We start from the raw sequence: 24,176 nt of genomic DNA on the forward strand, positions 1-24,176 counted from the left end.
CTAGATGACGCGGCGCGGGGCTGCGGTCAGCGGATCGCCGCTGTTTGGCGTTCCGGTCGGCTCGATCAGCAGGATATGGGCTTCGCCGATCGCCCGCGGACGGTGGCGCAAGCCGCGCGGCACGACATACAGCTGGCCCGGAGCCAGACTCACGGTAGGGCTGCCGTCCAGGTCGATCTCCAGCTGGCCTTGCAGGACCAAAAAGAAATCGTCGCTGTCCTCATGGACGTGCCAGTGGTACTGGCCGCGCAGCTTTGCCACCATGACGTCGTGGCCGTTGAACAGTGCGACGGTGCGCGGTTGCCAGGCCTCGTCGAAGGTGGCGAGTTTTTCGTTCAGGGCTATCGATGTCTGCATGGGCGTGCTTCCTTGAAGTCAAAGCGCCATTCTTGCCTGTCGACGCACAGCGGTCTTGTACAATTGTTGCATGCGCAAAGATTCCCGTCCGCCGGTCAACCAGGCCACCTTCGGCGCGCTTGCCGCCGGCGTCACGCTGGTGCAGGCCGACTTTTCCGACCACGCTTTCGAACGGCATGCGCACGATTGCTTCGTGGTCGGCGCCACGGGGCATGGCGTCCAGCGGTTTCGCTGCAAGGGCAGGCAGTACGACAGCCTGGCCGGCGACCTGGTGCTGTTCAACCCGGAAGACGACCATGATGGCCGGCCCGGAACGGCCGACGGTTTCGGGTATACGAGCTGGTATGTCCCCACTGAATTGATGACCGATAGCGTGGCGCCCGACGGTGGGCCGGCGCGCAGCCGCTACTTTGCCCGCCCTCATGTGAGCGACCCGCGGCTGGCCGCGCGCTTCAAGCTGCTGTCAGCCGGCCTGGCCCCGGTGCGAGGGGAGCGCCTGAGGACTGAATCGTCGATGCGTGCATTCCTGGGCACGCTACTGCAGCGGCACGCAGAGCGGCCACTGGCCGCAGCCAGCGATCCTGCGGATGCCGGCGCGGCGGCGTTGGCCCGGGCCAGGGAATATCTGCGAACCTGCTATGCGGACGACCTCACGGTATCCGATCTCGCCGCCGCGAGCGGCCTGTCGCGCGCGCACCTGACGCGCGCATTCAGCGCCAGGTATCACATCTCTCCGCACGTCTACCTGAACGCGGTACGCATCATGGAGGCGCAGGCGCGGATCCGGCGCGGCATGCCGCTCGCCATGGTTGCGCTCGAATGCGGATTCGCGGACCAGAGTCACCTGAGCCGGCGTTTCAAGGGCAGTGTGGGCGTGACGCCGTCGGCGTGGAACCGCATGAGCCGTGCGGCCGTTCGCGCCGCTGGCCCGCTGGCGGCAATGCAGTAGAATCGTCGGCTTTTTGGATACCCGCCATGCTAGAGCATGCAAACGGCCTCGCGGTCACGCTCGACGCCACCCCTGACTATCGCGACGCCAACACCGTCATCCAGGGCCTGATCGATTTCAACGCTGCCCACGCGGACGGCGCGGCGCCGCAGGAGCTGCTGGTCACGCTACGCGACGTCGCGGGCAAGGTGGTCGGTGGCCTGTCAGGCGACACCTGGGTCGGCTGGCTGCAGGTACATGCGCTGTGGGTCGCCGACGACGTGCGTGGCCGGGGCATGGGCCGTGCCCTGATGCTGGAGGCCGAAAGCGAAGCCATGCGCCGCGGCTGCACCCAGGCATTTCTCGAAACGCTCAGCTTCCAGGCGCCCGCGTTCTACGAAAAGCTCGGCTATACGGTCTTCAGCCGTCTCGACGGTTTCCCGCCTGGCGGCGCGCGCTACGCGATGCGCAAGACACTCGCGACGGTGCACGACCGGCCATGACGCCGGCGTTCAGTAGCGCATTTCGGCGATAAGCTTGCCGGCCGCATCGAGGCAGGCCACGGGCGCTGTCGAGGCGAGATAGGCCGATACTGCCTGGGACTGCGAGACTGTCGCGGGCAGCGCTTGTTGGGCCCGGCCGACATGCTGGTCCAGGTTGTCGAAATCGAAGTCCTCGAGGAAGGCTTGCGATTGCGTGGTTCCTCCGTTGAGGTGACTCGCAAACGCCCTGGGGTTATCGAACTTCCTGACCACGGAAGCGAATTCCATCGCCTGCCCGCCGTAGCCGCGCATCGCTTCGTCGAAGGCCCTGGGATCCCGGCGCATCGCCTCGCCGATCTCCTGCATGCGTTCCTTGATCGTCTTCGCCTGGGCTTGCTTGCCGGCCTGCAGGCCGCCGAACCCGCCCATCCCCTTGAGCAGCGAAAACACCGTCTGGCACTGCTGCAAGCCTTCCCGGTTCGCATGGATGTGGCGCGCCAGGCGCCAGCCATAGGGCTCCGCCGGCGCCTGCTTCGCTGCGATCCATTGCCCGGTGCACGCTCCCCTGTTGGGCCCCTCGCTGACGATCGTGCCGTTGCAGCGGGTTTCTGCTGCCTGCGCCGTCGCGGCCATGTAGGCGGCCGCTAGCAGGACCGTGAGGACGGTTGGGGCGGTGCGCTGACGGCGGTTCATCGGGCGCAACCCTTCAGCACCAGCGACACCTGGTCCGGATTCGCCTGCGCCTTCTGCGCCTGGGCGATGCGCTCCAGCCCGTCCCTGATGCAGTCGTTGTAGGCGCTGCTAGCGCCAGGCGCCGCGCCGGCGCCGCCCAGCACGCCCATGCGGCGCGCTTCTTCGCGGCCGTCGGCCATGATCTGCATGCCCATCATGGCGGTCTCGATGCCGGTCCTGACGGCGCTGTCGTACAGTTTCGTGTCCGGGCGCACCGTCAGGCAGCGCTGCGATTTTTCGTCGAAGAAGGCGCACACCGTCTGGCCCTTGCCCTTTTCGAGGCGGCTGGCCGCGGCCGCGCTGGCGCGGGCCGACATGCAGGCATCCGAATTCGGGTCCTCCAGCGCGCCGCAGGCGGCCCTGGCGCTGGCGCCCCCCGCCAGCAGCAGCGCGGCAACTATGGCGCGCAGGCCCGGCCTCATGGCGCACCGCCCGCCGGGGCGGCGCTGGCATAGGTGGTCGACGCGATCTGCGACCAGCCCAGCGTCACCTTGGCCGCATCCGCGGTGACGAAGGCGCCGCTGTCGTACACGGCGCGCATGACGCTGCCCTGGCTCGCATAGCGGGGCGTCTTGCCCAGCGATGTCGAAACGCCCTCGACGATGCGGTTGAAGTCCTCCGGCCTGGCGGCCAGGATCCGGAACGCGGCGACGACCGATTCGCTCTTCGGATCGAAGTTGAACACCGCGGCGCTGGCCGCGTCGTCGCCGGCCACCGGCCCATAGGCCTCGGCCGTCGCGTTGGCGTCGATGCGCTTCCAGCCGATGAAGCCGTTTTCGCGGTACAGGTCGCGCTTGCTTAGGCTGGACGGATGCTTGCCGAAGAAGATTTCGGGATGGACGGCGTCCGTCAGCGCATAGGCCTCTTTGCCACCGCCGATGCCGATTTGCGCCATCGCCTTGCTGGTGAAGCCGCTGAGGGTGCCGCTGACCGAACCGGCGATGCCGTTCTGCACGCCGGCCTTGCCCGCTTCGACGATCCCGGCCGCGCCGCCCATGCCGAGCGGCATCTGGGCCTGGCGCGCGGACTGGGTTGGCACGGCAGGACTGCCGGTCGCGCCGGCCAGGATGCCGTCCATGGCGGCGCCCGACAGCACGCTGCCCAGACCGTCGCTGCCGGCGAAGATGCCGGCCATGCCGCGGTCGACCATGACTCCGCCGGCCGCCTCGCGCGCCGCTTCCTTCCAGTCGATCAGGGGGCCGCTGGCCTTGCGGTAGATCTGCGCGTTCTGCATCAGGAAGCCTTGCTCGGCCATGTTCCAGCCGGCCAGCACGCGCGCCTTGGCCTCCTTGTCCAGGCCGGCGGTCTGGGCTTCGATCGCCGTCATGAACTTGCTGCGCTCGGCCTCCAGGTCGACCGGCTTGTCGGCGCCGAGCAGGCTGTCGCCGACTTTCGAGGTCGCCTGGTTGGCGACGTTCATCACGCCGTTGAGCAGGCCCATCAGTTGGGCATGGGCGGACGTGGACACTCCTGCCAGCGTCGTCGCGGCGAGGACCAGGGTCAGGCGGGTGTAGCGTGTCAAGCGGGTCTCCAAAGAATTGCGGCGACCCGCGCACGAATCACCGAGAAAGTTGCATTGTGGACATATTATAGGTATCCGAGCAAGAATCCGGGATTGATTTTCCGGAAATAAAAGTCGCTGTTGCTGATTCGCAACTAGAAAATCGCGATAGCTGCTGGATCGGAAGACGATACCCGCCGAGCCGAGCAAGGACTTTCAGCGCCGGAACCGCACATCCTCGCTGACCACCTTCGCATCGCCCTTCGGTTTCTTGGGCTTCTTCGGCTTTTTGACGATCTGCCCCTTGGCATCGGTCAGCGGCACCCGGTGGTCAGGCGCGAAACCCGGTTCCTCGACCCGTTCCAGGGTCTGCCGGGTCAGCACCTCGATTGCGGCCAGCTGCTCGACTTCGTCGGCGCACACCAGCGACACCGCTTCGCCGGTCGCGCCGGCGCGGCCGGTGCGACCGGTGCGGTGCACATAGTCCTCGGCCACGATCGGCAGGTCGACGTTGATCACCGCCGGCAGGTCGTCGATGTCGATGCCGCGCGCGGCGACGTCGGTCGCCACCAGCACCCGTACTTCGCCCGCCTTGAAGCGTTCCAGCGCGCGCAGGCGCGCCGGTTGCGGCTTGTCGCCGTGGATCGAGTCGGCCGTGATGCGCTTGGCTTCGAGCAGCGCCACCAGTTCGTCGACGCCCTTGCGGGTGCGCGCGAAGGCCAGCACCTGGGTCCAGTCGTGGCGCTTCAGCAGGTGCACGAACAGCTCGGGCTTGCGTTTCTTGTCGACCGTGACGATCCATTGCTTCACCGCCGCCACGGTGGTGTTGCGCGGCGTGGCCTCGATGCGCACCGGGTCGCGCAGCATCTGGTTCGACAGTGCGCGGATCGGGTCCGAGAAAGTGGCCGAGAACAGCAGGGTCTGGCGTTTCTTGGGCAACAGCTTCATGATGCCGTCCAGCTCGCGCGCGAAACCCAGGTCGAGCATGCGGTCGGCCTCGTCCAGCACCAGGGTCTTGACTTCGTTGAAGCGCACCGCGTTCTGGCGCTGCAGGTCGAGCAGGCGGCCCGGGGTGGCGACCAGCACGTCTACTCCTTTACGCAGCGCCATCATCTGCGGATTGATGCTCACGCCGCCATAGGCCACCATGGTGCGCAGCGGCAGGCCTTCGGCATAGGTGCGTACGCTTTCGTGCAACTGCTCGGCCAGTTCGCGGGTCGGCACCAGGATCAGGGCGCGCGCCGCGTTCGGACTCACGGCGCCGCTCCTGGCCAGGCGCTGCAGGATCGGCAGGGTGAAGCCGGCGGTCTTGCCGGTGCCGGTGTGGGCGGCAGCCATCACGTCGTGTCCGGCCAGCACGGCGGGAATCGCCTGCTCCTGGACGGCGGTGGGGGTGTGGTAGGCGAGGGCGTCGAGGGTGCGGACGATCTGGTCGATCAGGCCGAGGGATGCGAACGACATGGGGTACGAAACCTTGAGACGAAAAATGAACAGGCCGTAGTCTAACCTGCCGGGGCCGGCAAGGCGATATCACCGTGGGCGGCAGGCGGGCCGCCGGGGCCGGGACTAGGCTGGCTGGACGGCGATCGACAGGTCGGCGATCGGCTTCACCGGTTCATTATGTTCGCGGCAACCGCCCAGCAGCAGGCAGGTCATGGTCAGCGCGGCGGCGAGCATTCGGCGTGGTTGCATGATGGGTCCTCCAGTGGTGGAAACCCATCATACGCCGGTCGCGCCAGCCACGGCGCGCGACCCGGTGTCGAGCTTAGAAGCTGTAGGAAACGCTGGCGCGCAGCACCGGGAAGAATTTATGGTCCGACAGTTCCTCGCTCAGGCGCGCTTCTTCGGCGGCGACGTCGCTGGCCAGCACGGTGCAGGTCACGCGCGAGCTGGTGCAGCCGCGGCTGACCAGGTTCACCTTGGCGTTGCCGTGATAGAAGGCGCCCAGGTCGGCGCTGAAGTTCCAGCGCTTGTTCGGGGTGAGGGCATTGCCCCAGCCGATGCCGATATATGGCGCGGCCTTCTGGAAATCGACCTTGGCGTCGAGCGTGCCGACGTCGGACGGCAGGTAGCGGCGCCCGTTGATGTGGTAGAAGCCATCGCCCTCGGCGCGGCCGCGGCCGGTGATTTCATTGCCGTTGTAGACCACGCCGCCGGTCAGGCGGAACGGGCTGTTGGCGATCACGTACCAGTCGAACAGGGCGTCGACGGTCTGCAGCCTGGCGTCGGCGTCGTACGAGATGCCGCCCGTATGCCGGGTGCCGTCGTGCTTGTAGTAATTGACGCCGAAGCGGCCGTTGAGGTCGCTTTCCATCGGGACCACCAGGTGGACGCCGGCGCCGGTGGTGCCGAGCGAGCCGGTGACGGCGACGCCGACCTCGGCGTGGGCGGAAGCGGCGGCCAGGGCGGCAGCCAGCGCGAGGACGATGCGTGTCGGGACCATTACTACAACCTTTCTGCTCAGAAAGGCGAAATTGTAGCCCGTAAGTACCAGGGCGAGCATGTCGCAAAATTGTAATCAATCGTAGAAAGCCACACTCCCGGCAATGGCTTCCGGACCGCTGCGGACCGGTTTCGTCGGCCCAGTTTCGCGTTCGTCGCATAATGCTGTCTTGCAAGGAATGGACTGCCTATGCTGGCCCCATTCCCAACGATCGAAAGACAACCATGCTCTCCAGTTCATTTCACCTGTTCCGCCTGCTGCTGGCCTGGCTGGCGGTCTATATCGCCCTGTGCATCACGCTGACTGAGACCTGGCTCAGACACATCGACATCGACCTCGGCGCCGCCGGACCGCTGTTCGGCTTCGCCCTGTGCGGCTGGGTGCTGCTCGAAGTGTTCTCGCATATGCGCCGGGTGCGCCTGGTGGCGGGCCGTGTCGACGCCACTACCCTGTCGAACCGCCAGCGGCGCCAGATCGAGATCCCGTTCGAGGCCGGCGAGGCCTTCGACATGATCGACGCCGCGATCCGCGAACTGCCCGGCGCCACCGTGGTCGACAGCGCGCGCGACAGCCTGCAGGTGCGGGCCAAGGTCGCGCGCATCGACCCCTATGGCAAGCCGGCGGCGCAGTTGTGGGGCATGGAGGGCTTCGGCGCCCGCCGCAACCAGATCCTGGCGACGGTGACGCCGAACGGCGACGTGGCCGGCAGCGTAACCCTGATCTGCGAGCCGGAAGCCGCGGCCTGGACTGACTGGTTCCTGGTCGACCACGGCACCAACCTGGAAAATGCCGAAGCCGTGGTGCGCGCCATCACGCGCCGCATCGCCGAACGCCGCCGGCAAGAGGCGGCCCAGGTGCGCGAGAGCGCGACCGAGAAGGAGCTCACCGTGGCGCGCCTGAACCTGCTGCACGCCCAGGTCGAGCCGCACTTTTTGTATAACACGCTGGCCAGCGCCCAGGTGCTCACCCGCAGCGACCCGGCGCGCGCCGACGCCATGCTGGGCAACCTGATCCAGTACCTGCGCCACTCGCTGCCGCGCACCGAGGATGCGCCATCGACCTTGGGCGAGGAACTGGAGCGGGCCAGGGCCTACCTCGACATCCTGGCCATCCGCATGGGCCCGCGGCTGGCGCTGCAGGTCGACGTGCCCGATGAATTGCGCAAGCTGGTGTTCCCGCCGATGATGCTGCAGACGCTGGTCGAGAACGCGATCAAGCACGGGCTGGAGCCGAAGCCGGGCGGCGGCACGGTATGGATCCTGGCGCGGCCGGTCGATGGCGTCGTGGCCGTGACCGTGGCCGACGACGGCCGAGGATTCTCGGCCGAAGGCGGCGGCACCGGCATCGGCCTGCGCAATGTGCGCGAACGCCTGCGCCTGGCCTATGGCAATGCGGCCAGCTTCGCCATCGTCGCCAACTTCCCGAGCGGGGTCGCGGCGACCATCACGGTGCCGCTGGCGCTGGAAGGAGGCCATCATGCTCGATAAGACCATCACCTGCGTGGTTGCCGAAGACGAGGCGCTGCTGCGCGACGAACTGGTCAAGCTGCTGGTCGAGGCCTGGCCCGGGCTCGAGGTCGCCGCCGTGTGCGAGGATGGCGGCAGCGCGCTCGAGGCCATCGAGACCCACCGTCCCGACATCGCCTTCCTCGACATCCGCATGCCGGGCCTGTCCGGCCTCGAGGTGGCGTCGAACATGCTGGCGGCTGGCCTGCGCACCGAGGTGGTGTTCGTGACGGCCTACGACCAGTACGCCCTCGACGCTTTCGACCGCGGCGCGGTCGACTACCTGCTCAAGCCGGTGTCGCGCGAGCGGCTGGCGGCGACCGTGACCCGGGTGCGCGAGCGCCTGGCGCGCGGCGGCGGCGATGCTGCCCAGCTGGCCGAATTGCTGGCGCGGCTGCAGGTGGTCGCGCCGCCCGCGCCGCGCGCGCAGCCGCTGGTGTGGCTGACGGCCAGCCGCGGCAACGAGACACGGCTGATCCTGGTCGACGACGTGGCCTATTTCCAGGCCGATTCCAAGTACACGGTGGTGATGACGGCCGAGGGAGAGTCGCTGCTGCGCAAGCCGATCCGCGACCTGCTGGAAGTGCTCGACCCGACCATGTTCAAGCAGGTGCACCGCTCGACCATCGTCAACCTGCGGGCGGTGGCGGGCGTGGCGCGCGACGAGAGTGGACGCGGCACGATCCGCTTGAAGAACCGGCCCGAGACCCTGACTGTCAGTCAGTCCTTCATGGGCCTGTTCCGTAATATGTAGTCAAGAATATAGGCGAGCGCTACATCATTCACGCTACCATAGTAAAATCGACACTGTCCGAGGGCCTGGCGTGTTTGCCGGGCAGGGCATCGTGAAGGAGGCAACTTGCGTAGCGATATCGTGATCGTGGGGGGCGGCGCCGGTGGACTGGAGCTGGCCTGCAAACTGGGCCGCAAGCTCGGCCCATCCAAGGTGACGCTGGTCGACAGCCGCCTTTATCATATCTGGAAACCGTCGCTGCACGAGGTCGCGGCGGGCACCCTGGACATCCACCAGGAAGGTTTGTCGTATGCCATGCTGGCGCACGACAATGGATTCAATTTCGTGCTCGGCCCGATGACCGGGCTGGACGCCGCCGGCCAGGCGATCGAGATCGGCGCGGTGCGCGCCGCCAGCGACAACGAAGAAGTGCTGCCGGTGCGGCGCCTCGGCTACGGTTCGCTGGTGATGGCGATCGGCAGCACCTCGAATTATTTCGGCGTGCCTGGCGCGCAGGAGCACTCGATCTCGCTGAATGCTACCGAAGACGCCGAGCGCTTCCGCCTGCGCATGCTGCGCCTGATGCTGGCGGTCGAGCAGCAGCGCGAAGAGGGCAAGGAAACGGGCCTGGACGTGGTCATCATCGGCGGCGGCGCCACCGGCGTCGAGCTGGCCGCCGAGCTGCGCGAGGCCTCGGGGGCGTATGCGCGCTACGGTTTCGCGCGCATGGACGTCAAGCGCGACGTGCGCATCACGATCCTCGAAGGCGCGCCGCGCATCCTGGCGCCGCTGCCCGAACGGGTGTCGAACGCGGCGCGCGACCTGCTCGACAAGCGCGGCATCAAGGTCGTGGCCGACTGCCGGGTGACGGCGATCGAGGCCGACAAGGTCATCGACGGCAAGGGCAATGTGTATCCGGCCGACCTGTGCGTGTGGGCCGCCGGCATTCGCGCGCCCGAGCTGCTGGGCACCCTCGGCCTGCCGACGTCCAAGGGCGGCGGGCTGGACGTCGACGCCCACCTGCGGGTGAAAGGCGCGGCGAACATCTGGGCGCTGGGCGATTGCGCGGTCTGCATCGACGGCAAGGGCGCTCCGGTCCCGCCGCGGGCCCAGGCCGCGCACCAGCAGGCCGATTACCTGGTCACTACCTTGCTGCGCCTCGACAAGGGCCAGGCGCCGCAGGATGCGCCGTATGAATACCGCGACTACGGTTCGCTGGTGTCGGTGGGGCAGAGCACCAGCGTGGGCAGCCTGATGGGCTCCTTGCGCGGGGCGAGCTGGTTCGTGCAGGGCGCGGTGGCGCGCTCGATGTACGCCAGCCTGCACCTGATGCATCACCGGGCGGTGATGGGGATTACCCGCACCGCCTTGCTGGCGGTGGCGCGGTTCCTGATCCGGCGTAGTACGCCGCTGGTCAAGCTGCATTGAGTGCCAGCTACGTCGTTCCCGCGCAGGCGGGAACCCAAGTTTTTGTATTCGACACCTACAGAACTTCAGGTGGCGACCCGACGTACTTGGGTTCCCGCCTGCGCGGGAACGGCGTTTCGACGTGAGCGGTGGGTGTGTCGGTCGCCGATTTACCTGGCGTTCAAGCCACCATTTGTAGCGGCAAGGTCATCTGCAAAATGGCGCCCCCGGTCTCGCTGCGTCCCAGCGTGAGGTTCCCGCCCAGGTGACGCGCCCGCTCGCGCAGCAGGCGCAGGCCGCGGCAGCCGGCCGGGGCGCGCGCCAGCGCGTCGTCGCACGGCCCCACGCCATCGTCGCGCACGGTCAGCATCGCCATCTCGCCGTCGTCGTCCAGAATCACGTCCACCCGCGTCGCCCGCGCATGGGCCGCGGCATTGCGCAAGCCTTCCTCGGCGCAGCGCAGCAGCAGCACGCCGTGCTCGCGCGACCAGGCGCCGTCGTCTTCCGGCAGGCTGGCGCGGGCCTGGATGCCGCGCTCGGCGCCAAAGGCCGGCACCAGTTCGGCCAGCGCGGCGCGCAGGCCCAGGAACTCGAGCTTGTCGTTCCACAGTTCGAGCTGCATCTTGCGGTTGGTCTCGATGATGCCGGCCAGCAGGGTCTTCATTTGCGCCGCGCGTTCGCGCGCCTTGCCGTCGGCCGGCAGGTTCTGGGTCAGCAGGGCAAGATGCATGGTCAGGGCCGTCATCGACGAGCCCAGGCTGTCGTGCAACTGGCGCGCCAGCTGGCGCCGTTCCTGGTCCCAGCCGTCGGCCAGCCAGGCCAGCATGTCGGTGAGTTCGGCGGTGCGCGCCGCGACCTGGCGCTCGATCTCCTGGTCGGGATGCGATGGGTCCGGTTCGGTCATCGTAGGCTCTGTTAAATGTTTCCCAAATCATACAACAGTTGGCAATCCGGCGGCGCGCGCCCGGCGTGGAAAGCACAGCGTGCGCTTCCGTACAGTCCGCACGGTCGCGGCGGCGCATGCTGTGGACGTGGCCAACGAGCCCACCATTACAGACAATCATCGGGGGTATTACCATGAGCAAGAATGACAAGCAACAAGACGCGATCGCGCTCCTGACCAGCCAGCACGACGAGGTCAAGGGGTTGTTCAAGCAGTTCGACGAACTGGGCGAGCGCGCCACCACCAGCAAGAAAAAGCTGGCCAACGAGATCTGCGAACAGCTGATCATGCACACGCAGATCGAGGAAGAGATCTTCTATCCGGCGCTGCGCGCGGTATCGAAGGAGATGGAAGACATGCTCGACGAAGCCGTGGTCGAACACGCGTCGGCCAAGGACCTGATCTCCCAGATCAAGGAAATGGAACCGGGCGACGACCTGTACGACGCCAAGGTGACCGTGCTGGGCGAGTACATCGAGCACCACGTCGAGGAAGAAGAGGAAGAGATGTTCCCGAAAGTGAAAAAGCTCAAGCTCGACCTCGACGCCCTGGGCGCCGAGATGGCGGCGCGGCGCGACGAATTGCTGGCCACGGCCTGAGGCCGCGCGTCTTTCTCAGGCGGCGGCAGTGCCGGCCGGCGCCGCCGCCAGCGCGTCGAGCAGGCGGTCGATCGCCACCGGCTTGACCAGGTGCTGGTCGAAGCCGGCCTCCATCACGCGCTGCTGGTCTTCCGGCAGGCCATAGCCGGTCACGGCGATCAGGCGGATCGCGCGGGTGGCCGGGTCGGCGCGCAGGCGCCGCGCCACTTCGTAGCCGTCGATGCCCGGCAGGCCGATGTCGACCAGGGCGGCATCCGGCTTGCAGGCCTGGGCCTGGCTCACGCCCTGCAGGCCGTCGCCGGCCTGGTAGACCGGGTGGCCGTGGGCGGCCAGCACGGTCGCCATCATCTCGCGCCCGTCTTCATTGTCTTCGATCAGCAGCACCGAAGGCTTGCCGGTTTCCACCAGCGGCGCCAGCGCCGGCTCGCAGGGAGAATCGGCCTCGAGCGGCCACGCGCCGGGCAGGCGCAGCGTGAAGCTCGAACCGAGGCCGGCGCCGGGGCTGTCGGCGGCCACGCTGCCGCCATGCAGCTCGGCCAGGCGCCGCACGAGCGACAGGCCGATCCCCAGCCCGCCCTGCGAGCGGTCGATCGAGATCGCGCCCTGCACGAACACGTCGAATACCTGGGGCAGCAGTTCGGACGGAATTCCGACGCCCGAATCGCGCACCGTGAACACGACCTCGTTCCCCACCTGGGACAGGGCGAGGTCGATGCTGCCGCCGCTTGGCGTGTACTTGAGCGCATTGTCGAGCAGGTTGGAGACGATCTGCTCCAGCCGGGTCGGGTCGCCGTCGACCCAGCCCGGGGCCAGGTCGACCCCGAAGCGGTAGCCGGCCGTGCGGCCGGTGGCGCGGAAGGTCTCCAGGCAGCTGTTCACCAGCCGCGCCAGGTCCGTCGGTTGCCGTTCGAGCAGGATCTTGCCCGACATCGCGCGCGACAGGTCGAGCAGGTCGTCGACGATGCGCGACAGGTGCTGGCTCTGGCGCTGGATGATGGCGCGGGCGCGCGACACCGTCTCGGGCGCGGCGCCGGCCAGGCCGATCAGGCTCGAGGCGCTGGTGATCGCGGACAGCGGATTGCGCAGCTCGTGGCCCAGCATGGCCAGGAATTCGTCCTTGGCGTGGCTCTTGCGCTCGGCCGCGCGCCGCTCTTCCATTTCGCGCACCAGGCGGCGGTTGGTGGCGGTCAGCTCCTGCGCGTGCTGCGACAGCTTCTCGGCCTGGCGCTTGAGTTCCTCGTTCTTCATGGCCAGGGTGACGAATACCGATACCTTGGCATGCAGGATCTGCGGGATGACCGGGGTGAACAGGAAGTCCGCGGCGCCGCGCTGATAGGCCTTGAGGCGGTCGATCTCGTCGGCCAGGAAGGCGGTGACGAAGATGATCGGGATGTCGGCCGAACGCGGGCGCTGGTGGATCGCCTCGGCGGTCTCGAAGCCGTCCATGCCGGGCATGTTCACATCGAGCAGGATGACGGCGAAGTCGTGCAGCAGCACCTGGCGCAGCGCGTCCTGGCCGGAGCGCGCCGACAGCACGGTGTAGTTGCCCTCGTCGGCGCGCCCGTCGAGCAGGCTCGTGAGGGCCAGCAGGCTGGCGGGGTCGTCGTTGACCACCAGGATCTTGGGTTTATCGCTATTCGCCACGATGGAATCCGTCAACATTGCCGTGCTTGCCCGACCGATAGAGGTTGAATCCTGGTTTACTATTCAGTAAATACCTTGCAAAACAAGCCATCATAGCATGTGACATAAGTGCCACTCGGCAAATAAAATCAATCGTGCGGCGGGAGAAGATGTTCGGTGCCGCACATACGTCCCTACAGGCCTGTGCCATAGTGGAATCGAACCGGTTCGCTGGAGGACAGGGCGCCTACAAGAAAGGACATCACATGAATATCGATACCATTGTAAATGAACAATTCCACGGCAAGACCTTCCGTGAGCTGGCCGAGGCGCCGCTATCGGCGCTGCGCGGTATCGGCGAGCAGCAGGCCGCCGTACTGGCCGATACGCTGGGCGTGAAGACGATCGGCGACCTGGCCAACCTCGAGGTGATCCGCTATGCGATCGCGATCAAGGCGCTGTCGGGCTGCGAAGGCCTGTCGAGCAAGGAGAAGGCCGAGGAAACGCTGCTGGACGACGCGGTCGAAATGACCTTCCCGGCCAGCGATCCGATCTCGGTCGATGCGGGCATCACCCGCATCGAGGTACCGCCGGACATGGTCGATGCGGGGCACGATCACCAGCATGCGCAGTCGATCGAAGAGAAGAGCAAGATTCGCGAGTGCCCGGCGGAAGAGAAGCGCTGATCGTTTTAGGTAGTACCATTCGACAGGCCACACAGCGCCAGCTGCGTGGCCTGTTTTGTTATTCAGGTAGGGTGGGCGGCTTTGCCGTCCACGCGTCCAGCCAGCACGTGCGGCGCCACGGTGCGACCGTGATTTGCACGCGTGGACGGCAGAGCCGTCCACCCCACGAGCAAGCCCGGCATCCCATCGAGGTGGAAGCCGGGCTTGGATTGGAAACGCTGAGTGGTGCGCGATTAGCGATGCTGCCCCGCCATTTCGACCGGCGGCGTTGGCGCGCTCGCCTGGCTCGGCGCGGCCGAGGTCTTGGCCGCGGCCTGGCGGTTGGCGGCCGGCGAGCAGAAGCGGTTCTTGCCGGCGCGCTTGGCTTCGTACAGCGCGTAGTCGGCGATATTGATCAGCGCGTCGACCGATTCGGCATCGTCCGGATAGATGCTGATCCCGATCGAGGTCGACAGGCGCAGGGTGAGGTCGTTGATGAAGAACGGCTCGGACAAGGCCTCGACCAGCTTCGAGGCCGGTCCCTGGGCATCAGCCAGGCTGTGGATGTCGCCCAGCACCACCATGAATTCGTCGCCGCCGAGGCGCGCCACGGTGTCTTCCTTGCGCGAATTCGACAGCAGGCGCTGCGACACCATCTTGAGGATCTCGTCGCCATAGGCATGGCCGTAGGTGTCGTTGATTGCCTTGAAGCCATCCAGGTCGAGGTACATGACGGCCGCCTTGGCATGGCCGCGGTTGGCGTGCTGCAGTGCGGTCTCGATGCGGTCTTCCAGCAGGCGCCGGTTGGGCAGGCCGGTAAGGGCGTCGTGCAGGGCCAGCTCCTGCTGGGCTTTCGAATACTGGGCCAGTTCCTTGTACAGCAGGCGCACCTCGAGCATATTGTGGATGCGCTTGTGCACTTCGAGCAGGTCGAAGGGCTTGCTGATGAAGTCGCGGGCGCCCGCTTCGAGCGCGGCGATCTTGAAGCTCGGCTGGGCGGTCAGGGCCAGCACCGGCAGGTAGCCGCCTTGCTCGATCTCCTTGAGCCCTTTCATCACCTGGAAGCCGTTCAGTCCCGGCATCTGCAGGTCGAGCAGGATCAGGTCGTAATTGTGCTCGCGGTGCAGCGGGCAGACCTGTTCCGGCAACATGGTCGAGCTGACGCAGGCGTAGCCTTCTTCGCGCAATATCTCTTCCATCAGCTCGATATTGTCGGGCGAATCGTCCACTACCAGGATCTTCGCGTTCAAAATGTCTTGTCTGCTCGGCATGCTATTCTCTTCTATTCGTATGGAGCGGATTCCCTTCTGGGTGGAATCGGGCTTGAACCCATCACTACTTAGTCTAGCAAACAGCTCAAAATTTCTTGTAGGACAGCGCCGCGTGCGCGGGTAGGAACATCAAGGACCGGCTCGGCGCCCAGCCGCGCGCGCGCCGCCGCTCACCAGCGGCGCCTGCGGCGGTGAGCTCACCATGCCGATCGCCTCCATCAGTTCGGTCTGTTCGACCGGTTTCGACACATGGGCCGAGAACCCTGCCTCGAGCGCCTTGAGGCGGTCTTCGGAACGGGCGAAGGCCGTCAGCGCAATGGCCGGGACCAGGCCGCCGGCATCGCGCGGCAGCGCACGTACCCAGGATAGCAGTTCCAGCCCGTCGATGTCGGGCATGCCGAGGTCGCTGATCAACAGGTCGGGCGGATTGGCGCGCAGCAGGTCGAAGGCTTCGCGGGCGCTGGCGGCCAGGCGCACGCTGGCCTGGCAATCGGCCAGGATGCGGGCGATCAGCTCGCGCGCATCGCGGTCGTCGTCGACCACCAGCACCGAGGTGCCGCGCATGTCGCGCACCGCGGCCTCGCCGGCTTGCGCGGCGTCGCCGCCATTGACGGGCATGGCCTGCGCCGCCAGCGGCAGCGCTGCCGGCCCCAGGGCCGGATCGGCCGGCCGCGGCGGCGGCGCGCCGGGCTTGGCCAGCGGCAGTTCGATGGTGAAGCTGGCGCCCTGGCCGACGCCGGCGCTCTCGGCGTGCACCGTGCCGCCATGCTGCTCGACCAGGTGCTTGACGATCGACAGGCCCAGCCCCAGGCCGCCGTGGCTGCGCGTCATCGAGGCGTCGGCCTGGCGGAAGCGCTCGAACACGTGGGTAATGAATTCGGGGCCGATGCCGGCGCCGTTGTCGCGGATCGTGATCGCGAGCTGTTCCTCGCGCCGCTCGATGCCGATGTTGACCAGGCCATCGCGCGGGGTGAACTTGATCGCGTTCGACAGCAGGTTCCAGATCACCTGCTGCAGCCGGCCTGGATCGCCCGCCACCGGCGGCGCCCCTGGCTCGTAGTGGCGCTCGATGCGGATGCCCTTGGCGTCGGCCGCCGGACGCACGGTCTCGATCGCGGCGTCGATGAAGCCGGCCGGGGCCACCGTCTGCATGTCGAGCAGCACCTTGCCCGAGGTGATGCGGCTCATGTCGAGCAGGTCTTCGATCAGCTGGGCCTGGGCCCGTGCATTGCGCTCGATGGTGGACAGGCCACGCTGCAGGTCGGCGCCGTCGCGGCTGCCGCGGCGCAGCACCTGCGACCAGCCAAGGATGGCCGACAGGGGTGTGCGCAGTTCATGCGACAGGGTGGCCAGGAATTCGTCCTTCATCTGGCTGGTGCGCTCGGCCTCGGCGCGCGCCTCGCGCTCGTTCTCGAGCAGCACCTTGCGCTCTTCGGCGGCGCGGCTCGCCGCCTCCACCAGGCGGATATTGTCGACCGCAATCGCGGCCTGGGCCGCGATGCCGCTGACGATGCGCTCGCTGCGCGCAGTGAACACGCCGGGTTCGGGGTGGCCGAAGAACATCGTCCCCAGCAGCTCGCCGGAGCGCGCCGCCACCGGCACCGCCAGGTAGCTGCGCACCGGCGGATGGCCGGCCGGCAGGCCGAACTGCGGCGCCTTGCCGGCGTGTTGCGGATCGCTGCCGATATCGCCCAGGCGCACCAGGCCGTCGGCGCGCAACCCTGGGCCGAACAGGGCGCTGGCGCCCGGCGCCGCGAAATCCTGGAACTCGGCGGACGTGGCGCCGGACAGCGTGTACAGCGAGAACAGCGTTCCCGCGCCCTGGTCTCGGTAGTGGAAGAAGGCGCCGAAGCGGGCCCCGCACACGCCGGCGGCGGCGTCGGTGGCGGCCTGCATCAGCGAGCGCAGGTCGCGCGTCGAGGCCAGGATGGTGCCGGTGCTGTTGAGCAGTTCGAGCACGTGCGATTCCTCGCGCAGCGCCTGCTCGGCGCGCTTGACCTGGTCGACGTCGGTATTGGTGCCGAACCAGCGCACCACGTGGCCGTCGCGGTCGTGCACCGCCTCGACCCGGGTCAGGAACCAGCGGAAGTTGCCGTCGGCGCCGCGGATCGGGAATTCCATCTCGAACGGCGAGCCGGTGCGCACCGACTCGTCCCAGTGCTCGAGCACGGCCGGCAGCACCGCCGGGTCGTACACGTCCTTCCACCCCCAGCCGGTCGATTCGGCCGGGGTGATGCCGGTGTATTCGTACCAACGCTGGTTGAACCAGACGATGGCGCCGCTCGGGTCGGCCATCCAGGCCAGCTGCGGGATGGTATTGGCCAGCGCCCGCAGTTCCTCCTCGCTCTGGCGCAGGTGGTCGTCGGCTTCGCGCCGGGCGCTGATGTCCTGGGCCATGCCGGTCATGCCCAGCACGCCGCCGCCCTGTGCCGGGCTGGCGTAGTCTGGCCGGCCGACCAGGGCCACGCAGCGCGCCGCGCCCAGGCCCATGGCGGTGTCGCCGAGGGACAGCAGGCGGCACTCGAGGTCGAGGTCCTTGCCCTGCGAAAAAGCCTCGAGCACGGCGCGCCGCACCCGCGGGCGGTCGCCCTGCGCCAGGCGCGCGCGCAGCAGCGGCCACTCGAGGGCGACGCCGGCCGGCAGGCCGAGGATCTCGGCGGCGCGCGTACCGAACGTGACGCGGTCGCTGGCAGCATCCCAGCGCCAGTCGCCCAGGCGGCCGGCCGCGATCGCGAGCTGCAGCCGGTTGTTGTTGTCGATCAGGGCCTGTTGGTCGAGCTTGCGCGCCGTGATGTCCTGGAAGTACAGCGTCAGCCCCTCGGGAGAAGGGTAGACCCGCATGTCGAGCCAGCACTGCAGGCGGCGGTAGAAGAATTCCTTGGTGACGGTGATGCGCTGTTCCATCGCGCGCAGGCAGTCGGCGGCGACCGAGGTGCCGTGCAGGTCTTCGAATTCGTCCCACAGGCGGCGCCCGACCAGGCTGTCGCGGCTCTTGTTGAGCGGCGCGATCATCTGCAGCGCGCGGCCGTTGATATAGGTGATGCGCCATTCGCGGTCGACCGCGCAAAAGCCGTCGGTGAGGCTTTCGAGCATGTTTTCCATGCGCTCGGTGGCGCGCTGCAGCGCCTGCCGGGTGGCGGCGAGGTCTTGCTCGGACACGTGGCAAGGGGTGCTGCTGGAATGGTCGGAGGGAGTGTTCATGCCGGGGTTGCGGAACGCCCGAAGCCGGGCAGGATGTGTTTCATTGTAGACCAGCCGGGCCGGTCCGCCACACACGCTTGATGCAGGCCCGGGAACGGGTTAATGTCAGCGCCCCCCGGCCGGCTGGCGCGCCACCTTGGACAGTGCGTCCTGCAGCTGGTCGATCTCGTAGGGCTTCTGCAGCGACTGGTAGGGGAAGGACAGGTGGCGCAGCAGGGTGTCGCCGTAGCCCGAGGCGAAGATCACGCGCAGCGCCGGATCGTCTGCGATGGCGCGGGTGGCCAGGTCGACCCCGGACATGCCGGGCAGGCTGACGTCGGAGAACAGCACGTCGTAGCGCTGGCGCGCGAGCAGGGCCAGGGCGTCGTCGGGATGGGCCACGCCGTCGGCCTCGTGGCCGAAGGCGCGCAGCATCTCGCACACCAGGTATTGCGAATCGACGTTGTCCTCGACCACCAGGATGCGCAGGCTGCCGTTGTCCGCGGGTTCTTCCGCCGGGGCCGCGGTGGCCGGGGCCAGCGCCAGCACGACGCCGCGCACGGCGCCGGCCTCGTCGCGCACCGGCGACAGGCGCAGGTCGAAGCGCGCTTCATGCGGGCCGTCCAGGCGGCGGAAGGTGAGGGCGGTGTCCTGCACTACGCCGGCTTCGCCGCGCCAGGCCGCCTCGAGCGCCTTGCCGGCCGCCGCCATCGGCGGCGGCAGCACCGGCGGCACCGAACCGCCGGGCACGCGGCCGTAGCCGGGACCGGCCAGCTGTGCATAGGCCTCATTGAACACCAGGATCGTCTCGGCGCCCCACACCAGCAGGGTGGGCAGCGGGGAGTTGAGCAGCAGGTCGCTGCTCAGCCGCAGTGGCAAGGGCCAGGGGGCGGTGTCGCCCAGTGCTGTTGCGGACCAGTCGTAGGACGCGGTGCTCCGGGCGGAGGGGTCGAGGTCGGGCATGGGAAGAAGTTGTAAAAACGAAAATATGGGCGGCATCCTACACCAATTGCGCAATGCTTGCTTTGGCAACCGTGCGAGGACGCACAGACATTGTTCCGTATCTAACAACCAACTTGGATGGCTGCCTTTCTGCTCAATACCGTACCGACGCCGATATGCTAAGCAAAAAAAAGCCCGCTTCGTGAGAAGCGGGCTGAATCTATTTCCTAGGAGGAGAATAGAGGAGACAGGTGAATGATGCTGCATTGCGTCAAATCAGTCCAATTTATATTTCCAATACCAGTCATAGCCTTAATAAATATCCCTCAGGATTGTCAAGTGCGAAGTGTGGCGTGTGCGCACTTGGTGCGTGACAGAAAATGTTCTAGGATGGCAACTATGTCATCTTCTTTGCTGCTTGCCCGCGCCAGTGTCGCGCTGCTGTCTTGCGCCTGCGCCGTGCAGGCGCACGCACGGCCGGCCGACGTCCCGCCGGGGCAGGACGTCCCGCTGGCCGATTATTCCCTTGAACAATTGTCGGATATTGTCGTCAGCTCGGTCTCGCGCCAGGACGAATCGCTGGGGCGCGCGCCGGCTTCGGTCTACGTGATCCAGGGCGCCGAGATCGCCCGTTCCGGCGCCACCACGCTGCCCGAGGCGCTGCGCCTGGCGCCCAACCTGCAGGTGGCGCGCATCGATGCCGGTTCCTATGCCATCAGCGCGCGCGGCTTCGTGTCGCCGCTGGCCAACAAGCTGCTGGTGATGGTCGACGGCCGCAGCGTCTATTCGCCGCTGTTTTCCGGCGTGTTCTGGGAAATGCAGGATGTGGCGCTGGAAGACGTCGAGCGGATCGAGGTGATCAGCGGCCCCGGCGGCACGGCCTGGGGCACGAATGCCGTCAACGGCGTCATCAACATCATCACCCGCAGCGCGGCCGATACCCACGGCGGCCTGGCAACGGCGCATGCCGGCGCCAACGAGCGGGGCGCGAGCGTGCGTTATGGCGGCCAGTTCGACGGCGGGACACACTGGCGCGCCTATGCCAGGGGCCAGGACGTCGAGGGCCTGGATGCGGCGTCTGGCGGGCCCGGCGCCGCCGGCGGCATGCGGCGCCAGCAGGCCGGCTTCCGGCTCGACCGCGAAGGCGAGCGCAGCGACCTGACGCTGAGCGGCGACGTGCACGACGGCCGCCAGCGGGCCGGCGCCGCGCAGGCCCGCATCGAGACGTCCGGCGCCAACCTGCTGGGGCGGATCGAGCACCGCCTGGACGCGCGCCAGAGCCTGCGCCTGCAAGCCTGGTTCGACCATTCGCGGCGCGAGCAGGCGGGTCTTGGCGCCCAGCGCCTCGATACGGTCGACCTCGAGGCCCAGCACCTGCTGCGCCTGGAGCGGCATGCGCTGAGCTGGGGCGGCGGCTATCGCTACACCCGCGACCGGGTCGACAACGGCCCCTTGCTGCGCTTCACGCCGGCGCGCCGCAGCCTGCGCTGGGCGCACCTGTTCGTCCAGGACGAAGTCAGCCTGGCCGACAAGCTGCGCGCCAGCGCCGGCGTGCGGGTCGAGCATAATGTGTATACAGGCAGCGAGGTGCTGCCGAGCCTGCGCCTGGCGTGGGACCTTGATGAGCGCTCGATGTGGTGGGCGGCGCTGTCGCGCACGGTGCGCGCGCCGGCGCGCATCGACCGCGATTTCTATATCGTCGACCCGGGCGATCCGGGCGCCTTCCTGATCGCGGGCGGCCCGGAGGTAGTGTCCGAGACGGCGCGCGTGGCCGAGCTGGGCTTCCGCGCCCAGCCGACGCCCGCGCTGTCGTGGTCGGCGACCGCCTTCTATACCGACTTCGAGCGCCTGCGCACGCTGGAACGGGCGTCGACCGCCTTCGGGCAGCCGGCCGCCTACGCCTTCCAGAGCCTGGGCAAGGGCGCGCTGCGCGGGGTCGAATTGTGGGCCAACTGGCAGGCTGCGCGCGGCTGGCGCCTGCATGCGGGCGCCGTGCTGCAGGACGTGGACGTCGGCCGCGAGCCCGCCAGCCGCGACATCACCGGCTTGAGCGGCCTGGCCGGAAACGACCCGCGCCTGACCTGGTCGCTGCGCAGCGCGCACGAGCTGGGGCCGCGCCTGCGGGCCGATGTCGCGCTCCGTTACGTCGCGCACATGCCACAGGCGGCCCTGCCAAGCTATCATGAGCTCGACGCGCGATTGGCGTGGCAGGTGCGCCCCGATCTCGAGATCGCCCTTGTCGGGCGCAACCTGCTGCACCCACGCCATGCCGAGTTCGGCGCGGCGGGCAGCCGCCAACTGATCGAGCGAACGGTGTTCGCCAGCGCGGCGCTGCGTTTTTGACTGGCCAATGGATTCCATGACTATCACTCAACCTGACCGTCCGCAGCGCCGCCTGGCATGCCGGGCCCTGGCGCTGCCCCTGCTGCTGGCCGGCGCGGGCGCGCCCTTGCTGCCGGTGGCCGCCCAGGCCGCGGCGCCGGCGCTCGAGCGGCGCGTGAAGGCGGCGTTCCTGTATAAATTCCTCGGCTATGCCGATTTTCCGCCGCAGGCCTTCGCCGACGCGGCGACGCCGCTCAGCATCGGCGTGGTCGGCGCCGACGACATGGCGGCCGAGCTGACGCGCATCGCGACCGGGCGCATGGTGGCCGGGCGCACGATCGCGGTGCGCGCGCTGCGCGAGCAGGATCTGGCCCAGAGCCCGGTGCACCTGCTGTTCGTCGCCGGCCAGGACGGGCCCGGCGCCGCGCGCCTGCTGCGCGCCTCGCCGGCCTGGCTCACCGTGACCGAATGCGAAGGCTGCCTGCAGCACGGCAGCGTGATCAATTTTACGATCGTCGATGAGCGCGTCCGTTTCGACGTCTCGCTCGATGCGGCGGAAAAGAAGAATGTGAAGCTCAGTTCGCGCCTGCTGACGGTCGCGAACCGCGTGCAGAAAGGAGCCTCATGATGCCGATGCACGATACCGGTTCGGTCCGGAGCAAACTGATCTTGATGGCGGTGGCGACCACCGTGGTGGCGCTGCTTACCGCGGGCGTGGCGATGCTGCTGCTCGACCTGCGCACCTTCCAGCGCTACTGGATCGACGACCTCACCACCCAGGCCGACATCGTGGCCAGCGTGACCGCGCCCGCGGTCTCGTTCAACGATACGGCCGACGTCGCCCAGAGCCTGACCCTGCTGCGGGTGCGGCCGCAGATCGTCGCCGCCGCCGTGTACACGGCCAACGGCACCCGTTTCGCCACCTATGTGCGGCCGGACGTTCGGGCCCAGTTGCCGGAGCGTCCCGAGCCGGCCGGCTACCGCATCGAACGCGGCGAAGTGGTGCTGTACCGCGACATCGTCGAGAACGGTGAGCGGGTCGGCACCGTCTACCTGCGCTCGCGCTACGGGGTGCTGGACCGTGCCCTGAGCTATGGCGCGATCCTGGGCGGCGTGCTGCTGGGCGCCCTGGTGATCGCGGCGCTGGTGGCCTCGCGCCTGCAGGCATCGATCACGCGCCCGCTGGAGGCTGTCACCGACGTCGCGCGCCAGGTCATGCTGCGGCGCGACTTTTCATTGCGGGTGCCGGGCAAGGAGAAGGGCGAGATCGGGGTGCTGGTCGAGGCCTTCAACGACATGCTGGCCGAGATCGGCCGCCGCTCGGACGCGCTGCAGGCGGCCAACCGCAAGCTCGAGACCGAGATGGACGTGCGCCAGCGCGCCGAAGGGGCGCTGATCGTGGCCGACCGCCGCAAGGACGAGTTCCTTGCCACCCTGGCGCACGAGCTGCGCAACCCGCTGGCGCCGATCCGCACCGGCCTCGACATCCTGCGCATCCGCAGCGGCGACGCCCAGGCCACCCAGCGCGCCACCGACATCATGGAACGGCAATTGCGCCAGATGGTGCGCCTGGTGGACGACCTGCTGGACGTCTCGCGCATCAATACCGGCAAGTTCACGATCAAGATGGGACGGGTCGAGCTGAAGGCGGTGGTCAACGACGCGCTGGAAGTGGTGCGTTCGTACATCGAGCTGCACGGGCACGAGCTGGTGCTGGAGCTGCCCGACCGCCCCGTGTTCCTGCATGGCGACGCCACGCGCCTGGCCCAGATCCTGTCGAACCTGCTCAATAACGCCGCCAAGTACACCAACCGCGGCGGCAAGGTGATGCTCAAGGGGGCGGTGGAAGACAAGACCCTGGTGCTCGAGATCGCCGACACCGGGATCGGCCTGGCCCCGGACATGCTCGACTCGGTGTTCGAGATGTTCGTGCAGGTCGATTCGACTCTGGAGCGCAGCAATGCCGGCCTGGGCGTGGGCCTGTCGCTGGCGCGCAAGCTGGTCGAGCTGCACGGCGGCACCATCACCGCCCACAGCGAAGGCCTGGGCCTGGGCAGCCGCTTCCTGGTGCGCCTGCCGATCGTGGTCGAGCCCGAGCCGCCGACCAAGCCGACCCCGGCCGCCTTCATCAGCACCGAGAGCTACCGCATCCTGCTGGCCGACGACAACGTCGATTTCGTCAACAGCATCGGCGCCTTGCTCACCGCGATGGGGCATAGCGTGGTGATCACCCATAACGGCCCGGATGCGCTGGCCGCGGCGGCGCGCTTCTGCCCCGATTATGCCTTCCTCGACATCGGCCTGCCGCATATGTCGGGCTACGACCTGGCGCGCGGCATTCGCAAGCTGCCGACCGGCGCCATGACGGTGCTGATCGCGGTGACCGGCTGGGGCCAGGAGAAGGACCGGCAACTGGCCTTCGAGGCCGGGTTCGACCACCACATGGTCAAGCCGGTGCGCTTCGAGCAGATCGAGGAGATCCTGGGTACGGGCAGCGTGGTCAAGAAGCTGCGGACGTAAATGACCGTGGCGTGGGCGGGGAT

General features: G+C 67.8%; 22 protein-coding genes. 10 read left to right on the plus strand and 12 right to left on the minus strand.

Annotated elements, in window-relative coordinates; genetic code table 11:
• Complete coding sequence (locus Q9246_RS24295) at positions 1 to 357, minus strand: cupin domain-containing protein (RefSeq protein WP_306393774.1); 357 nt, start codon at positions 355 to 357, stop codon at positions 1 to 3.
• Positions 358 to 427: 70 nt separating this feature from the next.
• Here Q9246_RS24295 and Q9246_RS24300 point away from each other — a divergent pair, with 70 nt between their 5' ends.
• Together Q9246_RS24300 and Q9246_RS24305 are read left to right on the plus strand one after the other, a co-directional pair.
• Entirely contained in the window at positions 428 to 1,306 is an 879-nt protein-coding gene (locus Q9246_RS24300; protein ID WP_306393776.1) for an AraC family transcriptional regulator, read from the plus strand.
• A 26-nt stretch (positions 1,307 to 1,332) separates the two neighbouring features.
• Entirely contained in the window at positions 1,333 to 1,788 is a 456-nt protein-coding gene (locus Q9246_RS24305; RefSeq protein ID WP_306393777.1) for a GNAT family N-acetyltransferase, read from the plus strand.
• Between the two features lie 9 nt (positions 1,789 to 1,797).
• On the opposite strand, the gene Q9246_RS24310 is transcribed toward Q9246_RS24305, so the two are convergent.
• The 6 genes from Q9246_RS24310 to Q9246_RS24335 form a co-directional block, all read right to left on the minus strand.
• Positions 1,798 to 2,460: a hypothetical protein gene (locus Q9246_RS24310; protein ID WP_306393779.1), complete on the minus strand. Its 663-nt coding sequence runs from the start codon at positions 2,458 to 2,460 to the stop codon at positions 1,798 to 1,800.
• Entirely contained in the window at positions 2,457 to 2,921 is a 465-nt protein-coding gene (locus Q9246_RS24315; RefSeq protein WP_306393781.1) for a hypothetical protein, read from the minus strand. The genes Q9246_RS24310 and Q9246_RS24315 overlap by 4 nt, the downstream gene beginning before the upstream one ends.
• Positions 2,918 to 4,021 (minus strand): hypothetical protein, encoded by a 1,104-nt coding sequence (locus Q9246_RS24320; protein WP_306393783.1) that lies wholly within the window; start codon positions 4,019 to 4,021, stop codon positions 2,918 to 2,920. The genes Q9246_RS24315 and Q9246_RS24320 overlap by 4 nt, the downstream gene beginning before the upstream one ends.
• Before the next feature lie 195 nt (positions 4,022 to 4,216).
• Complete coding sequence (locus Q9246_RS24325; RefSeq protein WP_306393786.1) at positions 4,217 to 5,461, minus strand: DEAD/DEAH box helicase; 1,245 nt, start codon at positions 5,459 to 5,461, stop codon at positions 4,217 to 4,219.
• Positions 5,462 to 5,566: 105 nt separating this feature from the next.
• Positions 5,567 to 5,692 (minus strand): hypothetical protein, encoded by a 126-nt coding sequence (locus Q9246_RS24330; RefSeq protein WP_306393788.1) that lies wholly within the window; start codon positions 5,690 to 5,692, stop codon positions 5,567 to 5,569.
• Positions 5,693 to 5,765: 73 nt separating this feature from the next.
• The gene (locus tag Q9246_RS24335) at positions 5,766 to 6,443 is read right to left on the minus strand and encodes a hypothetical protein (RefSeq protein ID WP_306393790.1); all 678 of its coding nucleotides are present in this window, start codon (positions 6,441 to 6,443) and stop codon (positions 5,766 to 5,768) included.
• A gap of 224 nt (positions 6,444 to 6,667) precedes the next feature.
• On the opposite strand from Q9246_RS24335, the gene Q9246_RS24340 reads away from it, so the two are divergent.
• The 3 genes from Q9246_RS24340 to Q9246_RS24350 all read left to right on the plus strand — a co-directional run bounded on the left by Q9246_RS24340 (position 6,668) and on the right by Q9246_RS24350 (position 10,109).
• Positions 6,668 to 7,930, plus strand: coding sequence for a sensor histidine kinase (locus Q9246_RS24340; RefSeq protein WP_306393792.1), 1,263 nt, complete (start codon positions 6,668 to 6,670; stop codon positions 7,928 to 7,930).
• Complete coding sequence (locus Q9246_RS24345; protein ID WP_306393793.1) at positions 7,920 to 8,702, plus strand: LytR/AlgR family response regulator transcription factor; 783 nt, start codon at positions 7,920 to 7,922, stop codon at positions 8,700 to 8,702. The genes Q9246_RS24340 and Q9246_RS24345 overlap by 11 nt, the downstream gene beginning before the upstream one ends.
• A 105-nt stretch (positions 8,703 to 8,807) precedes the next feature.
• Positions 8,808 to 10,109 carry an NAD(P)/FAD-dependent oxidoreductase gene (locus tag Q9246_RS24350; RefSeq protein WP_306393795.1) on the plus strand — a complete coding sequence of 434 codons (1,302 nt, stop codon included), beginning with the start codon at positions 8,808 to 8,810 and terminating at the stop codon, positions 10,107 to 10,109.
• Between the two features lie 160 nt (positions 10,110 to 10,269).
• On the opposite strand, the gene Q9246_RS24355 is transcribed toward Q9246_RS24350, so the two are convergent.
• The gene (locus Q9246_RS24355) at positions 10,270 to 10,992 is read right to left on the minus strand and encodes a sensor histidine kinase (protein WP_306393797.1); all 723 of its coding nucleotides are present in this window, start codon (positions 10,990 to 10,992) and stop codon (positions 10,270 to 10,272) included.
• A 173-nt stretch (positions 10,993 to 11,165) separates the two neighbouring features.
• Here Q9246_RS24355 and Q9246_RS24360 point away from each other — a divergent pair, with 173 nt between their 5' ends.
• Positions 11,166 to 11,630 carry a hemerythrin domain-containing protein gene (locus Q9246_RS24360; protein ID WP_306393800.1) on the plus strand — a complete coding sequence of 155 codons (465 nt, stop codon included), beginning with the start codon at positions 11,166 to 11,168 and terminating at the stop codon, positions 11,628 to 11,630.
• A gap of 15 nt (positions 11,631 to 11,645) precedes the next feature.
• Here Q9246_RS24360 and Q9246_RS24365 read toward each other — a convergent pair whose 3' ends face one another.
• The gene (locus Q9246_RS24365) at positions 11,646 to 13,292 is read right to left on the minus strand and encodes a response regulator (protein ID WP_306393802.1); all 1,647 of its coding nucleotides are present in this window, start codon (positions 13,290 to 13,292) and stop codon (positions 11,646 to 11,648) included.
• A 227-nt stretch (positions 13,293 to 13,519) separates the two neighbouring features.
• Between Q9246_RS24365 and Q9246_RS24370 the strand changes: the two genes are divergently transcribed.
• Positions 13,520 to 13,939 (plus strand): hypothetical protein, encoded by a 420-nt coding sequence (locus tag Q9246_RS24370; RefSeq protein ID WP_306393803.1) that lies wholly within the window; start codon positions 13,520 to 13,522, stop codon positions 13,937 to 13,939.
• 233 nt (positions 13,940 to 14,172) lie between these two features.
• On the opposite strand, the gene Q9246_RS24375 is transcribed toward Q9246_RS24370, so the two are convergent.
• The 3 genes from Q9246_RS24375 to Q9246_RS24385 all read right to left on the minus strand — a co-directional run bounded on the left by Q9246_RS24375 (position 14,173) and on the right by Q9246_RS24385 (position 19,332).
• Complete coding sequence (locus tag Q9246_RS24375; protein ID WP_306393805.1) at positions 14,173 to 15,189, minus strand: GGDEF domain-containing response regulator; 1,017 nt, start codon at positions 15,187 to 15,189, stop codon at positions 14,173 to 14,175.
• 129 nt (positions 15,190 to 15,318) lie between these two features.
• The gene (locus Q9246_RS24380; RefSeq protein WP_306393807.1) at positions 15,319 to 18,390 is read right to left on the minus strand and encodes an ATP-binding protein; all 3,072 of its coding nucleotides are present in this window, start codon (positions 18,388 to 18,390) and stop codon (positions 15,319 to 15,321) included.
• Positions 18,391 to 18,495: 105 nt separating this feature from the next.
• Positions 18,496 to 19,332 (minus strand): response regulator, encoded by an 837-nt coding sequence (locus Q9246_RS24385; RefSeq protein WP_306393809.1) that lies wholly within the window; start codon positions 19,330 to 19,332, stop codon positions 18,496 to 18,498.
• A 378-nt stretch (positions 19,333 to 19,710) separates the two neighbouring features.
• On the opposite strand from Q9246_RS24385, the gene Q9246_RS24390 reads away from it, so the two are divergent.
• Genes Q9246_RS24390 through Q9246_RS24400 form a run of 3 tightly spaced genes read left to right on the plus strand, consistent with a single transcriptional unit; the run spans position 19,711 to position 24,153 of the window.
• Positions 19,711 to 21,654, plus strand: coding sequence for a TOL_0244 family TonB-dependent receptor (locus Q9246_RS24390; protein ID WP_306393810.1), 1,944 nt, complete (start codon positions 19,711 to 19,713; stop codon positions 21,652 to 21,654).
• Positions 21,655 to 21,670: 16 nt separating this feature from the next.
• Positions 21,671 to 22,261, plus strand: coding sequence for a TOL_0243 family YfiR-like periplasmic protein (locus tag Q9246_RS24395; RefSeq protein WP_306393811.1), 591 nt, complete (start codon positions 21,671 to 21,673; stop codon positions 22,259 to 22,261).
• A complete protein-coding gene (locus tag Q9246_RS24400) occupies positions 22,258 to 24,153 on the plus strand; it encodes a sensor histidine kinase, YfiR-like protein-associated (RefSeq protein WP_306393813.1) in 1,896 nt (631 codons plus the stop codon). Before Q9246_RS24395 ends, Q9246_RS24400 begins: the two co-directional genes overlap by 4 nt.
• Positions 24,154 to 24,176: the final 23 nt, after the last annotated feature.

It is taken from the genome of Telluria beijingensis (assembly GCF_030770395.1).
Classification (GTDB): Bacteria; Pseudomonadota; Gammaproteobacteria; order Burkholderiales; family Burkholderiaceae_D; genus Telluria; species Telluria beijingensis.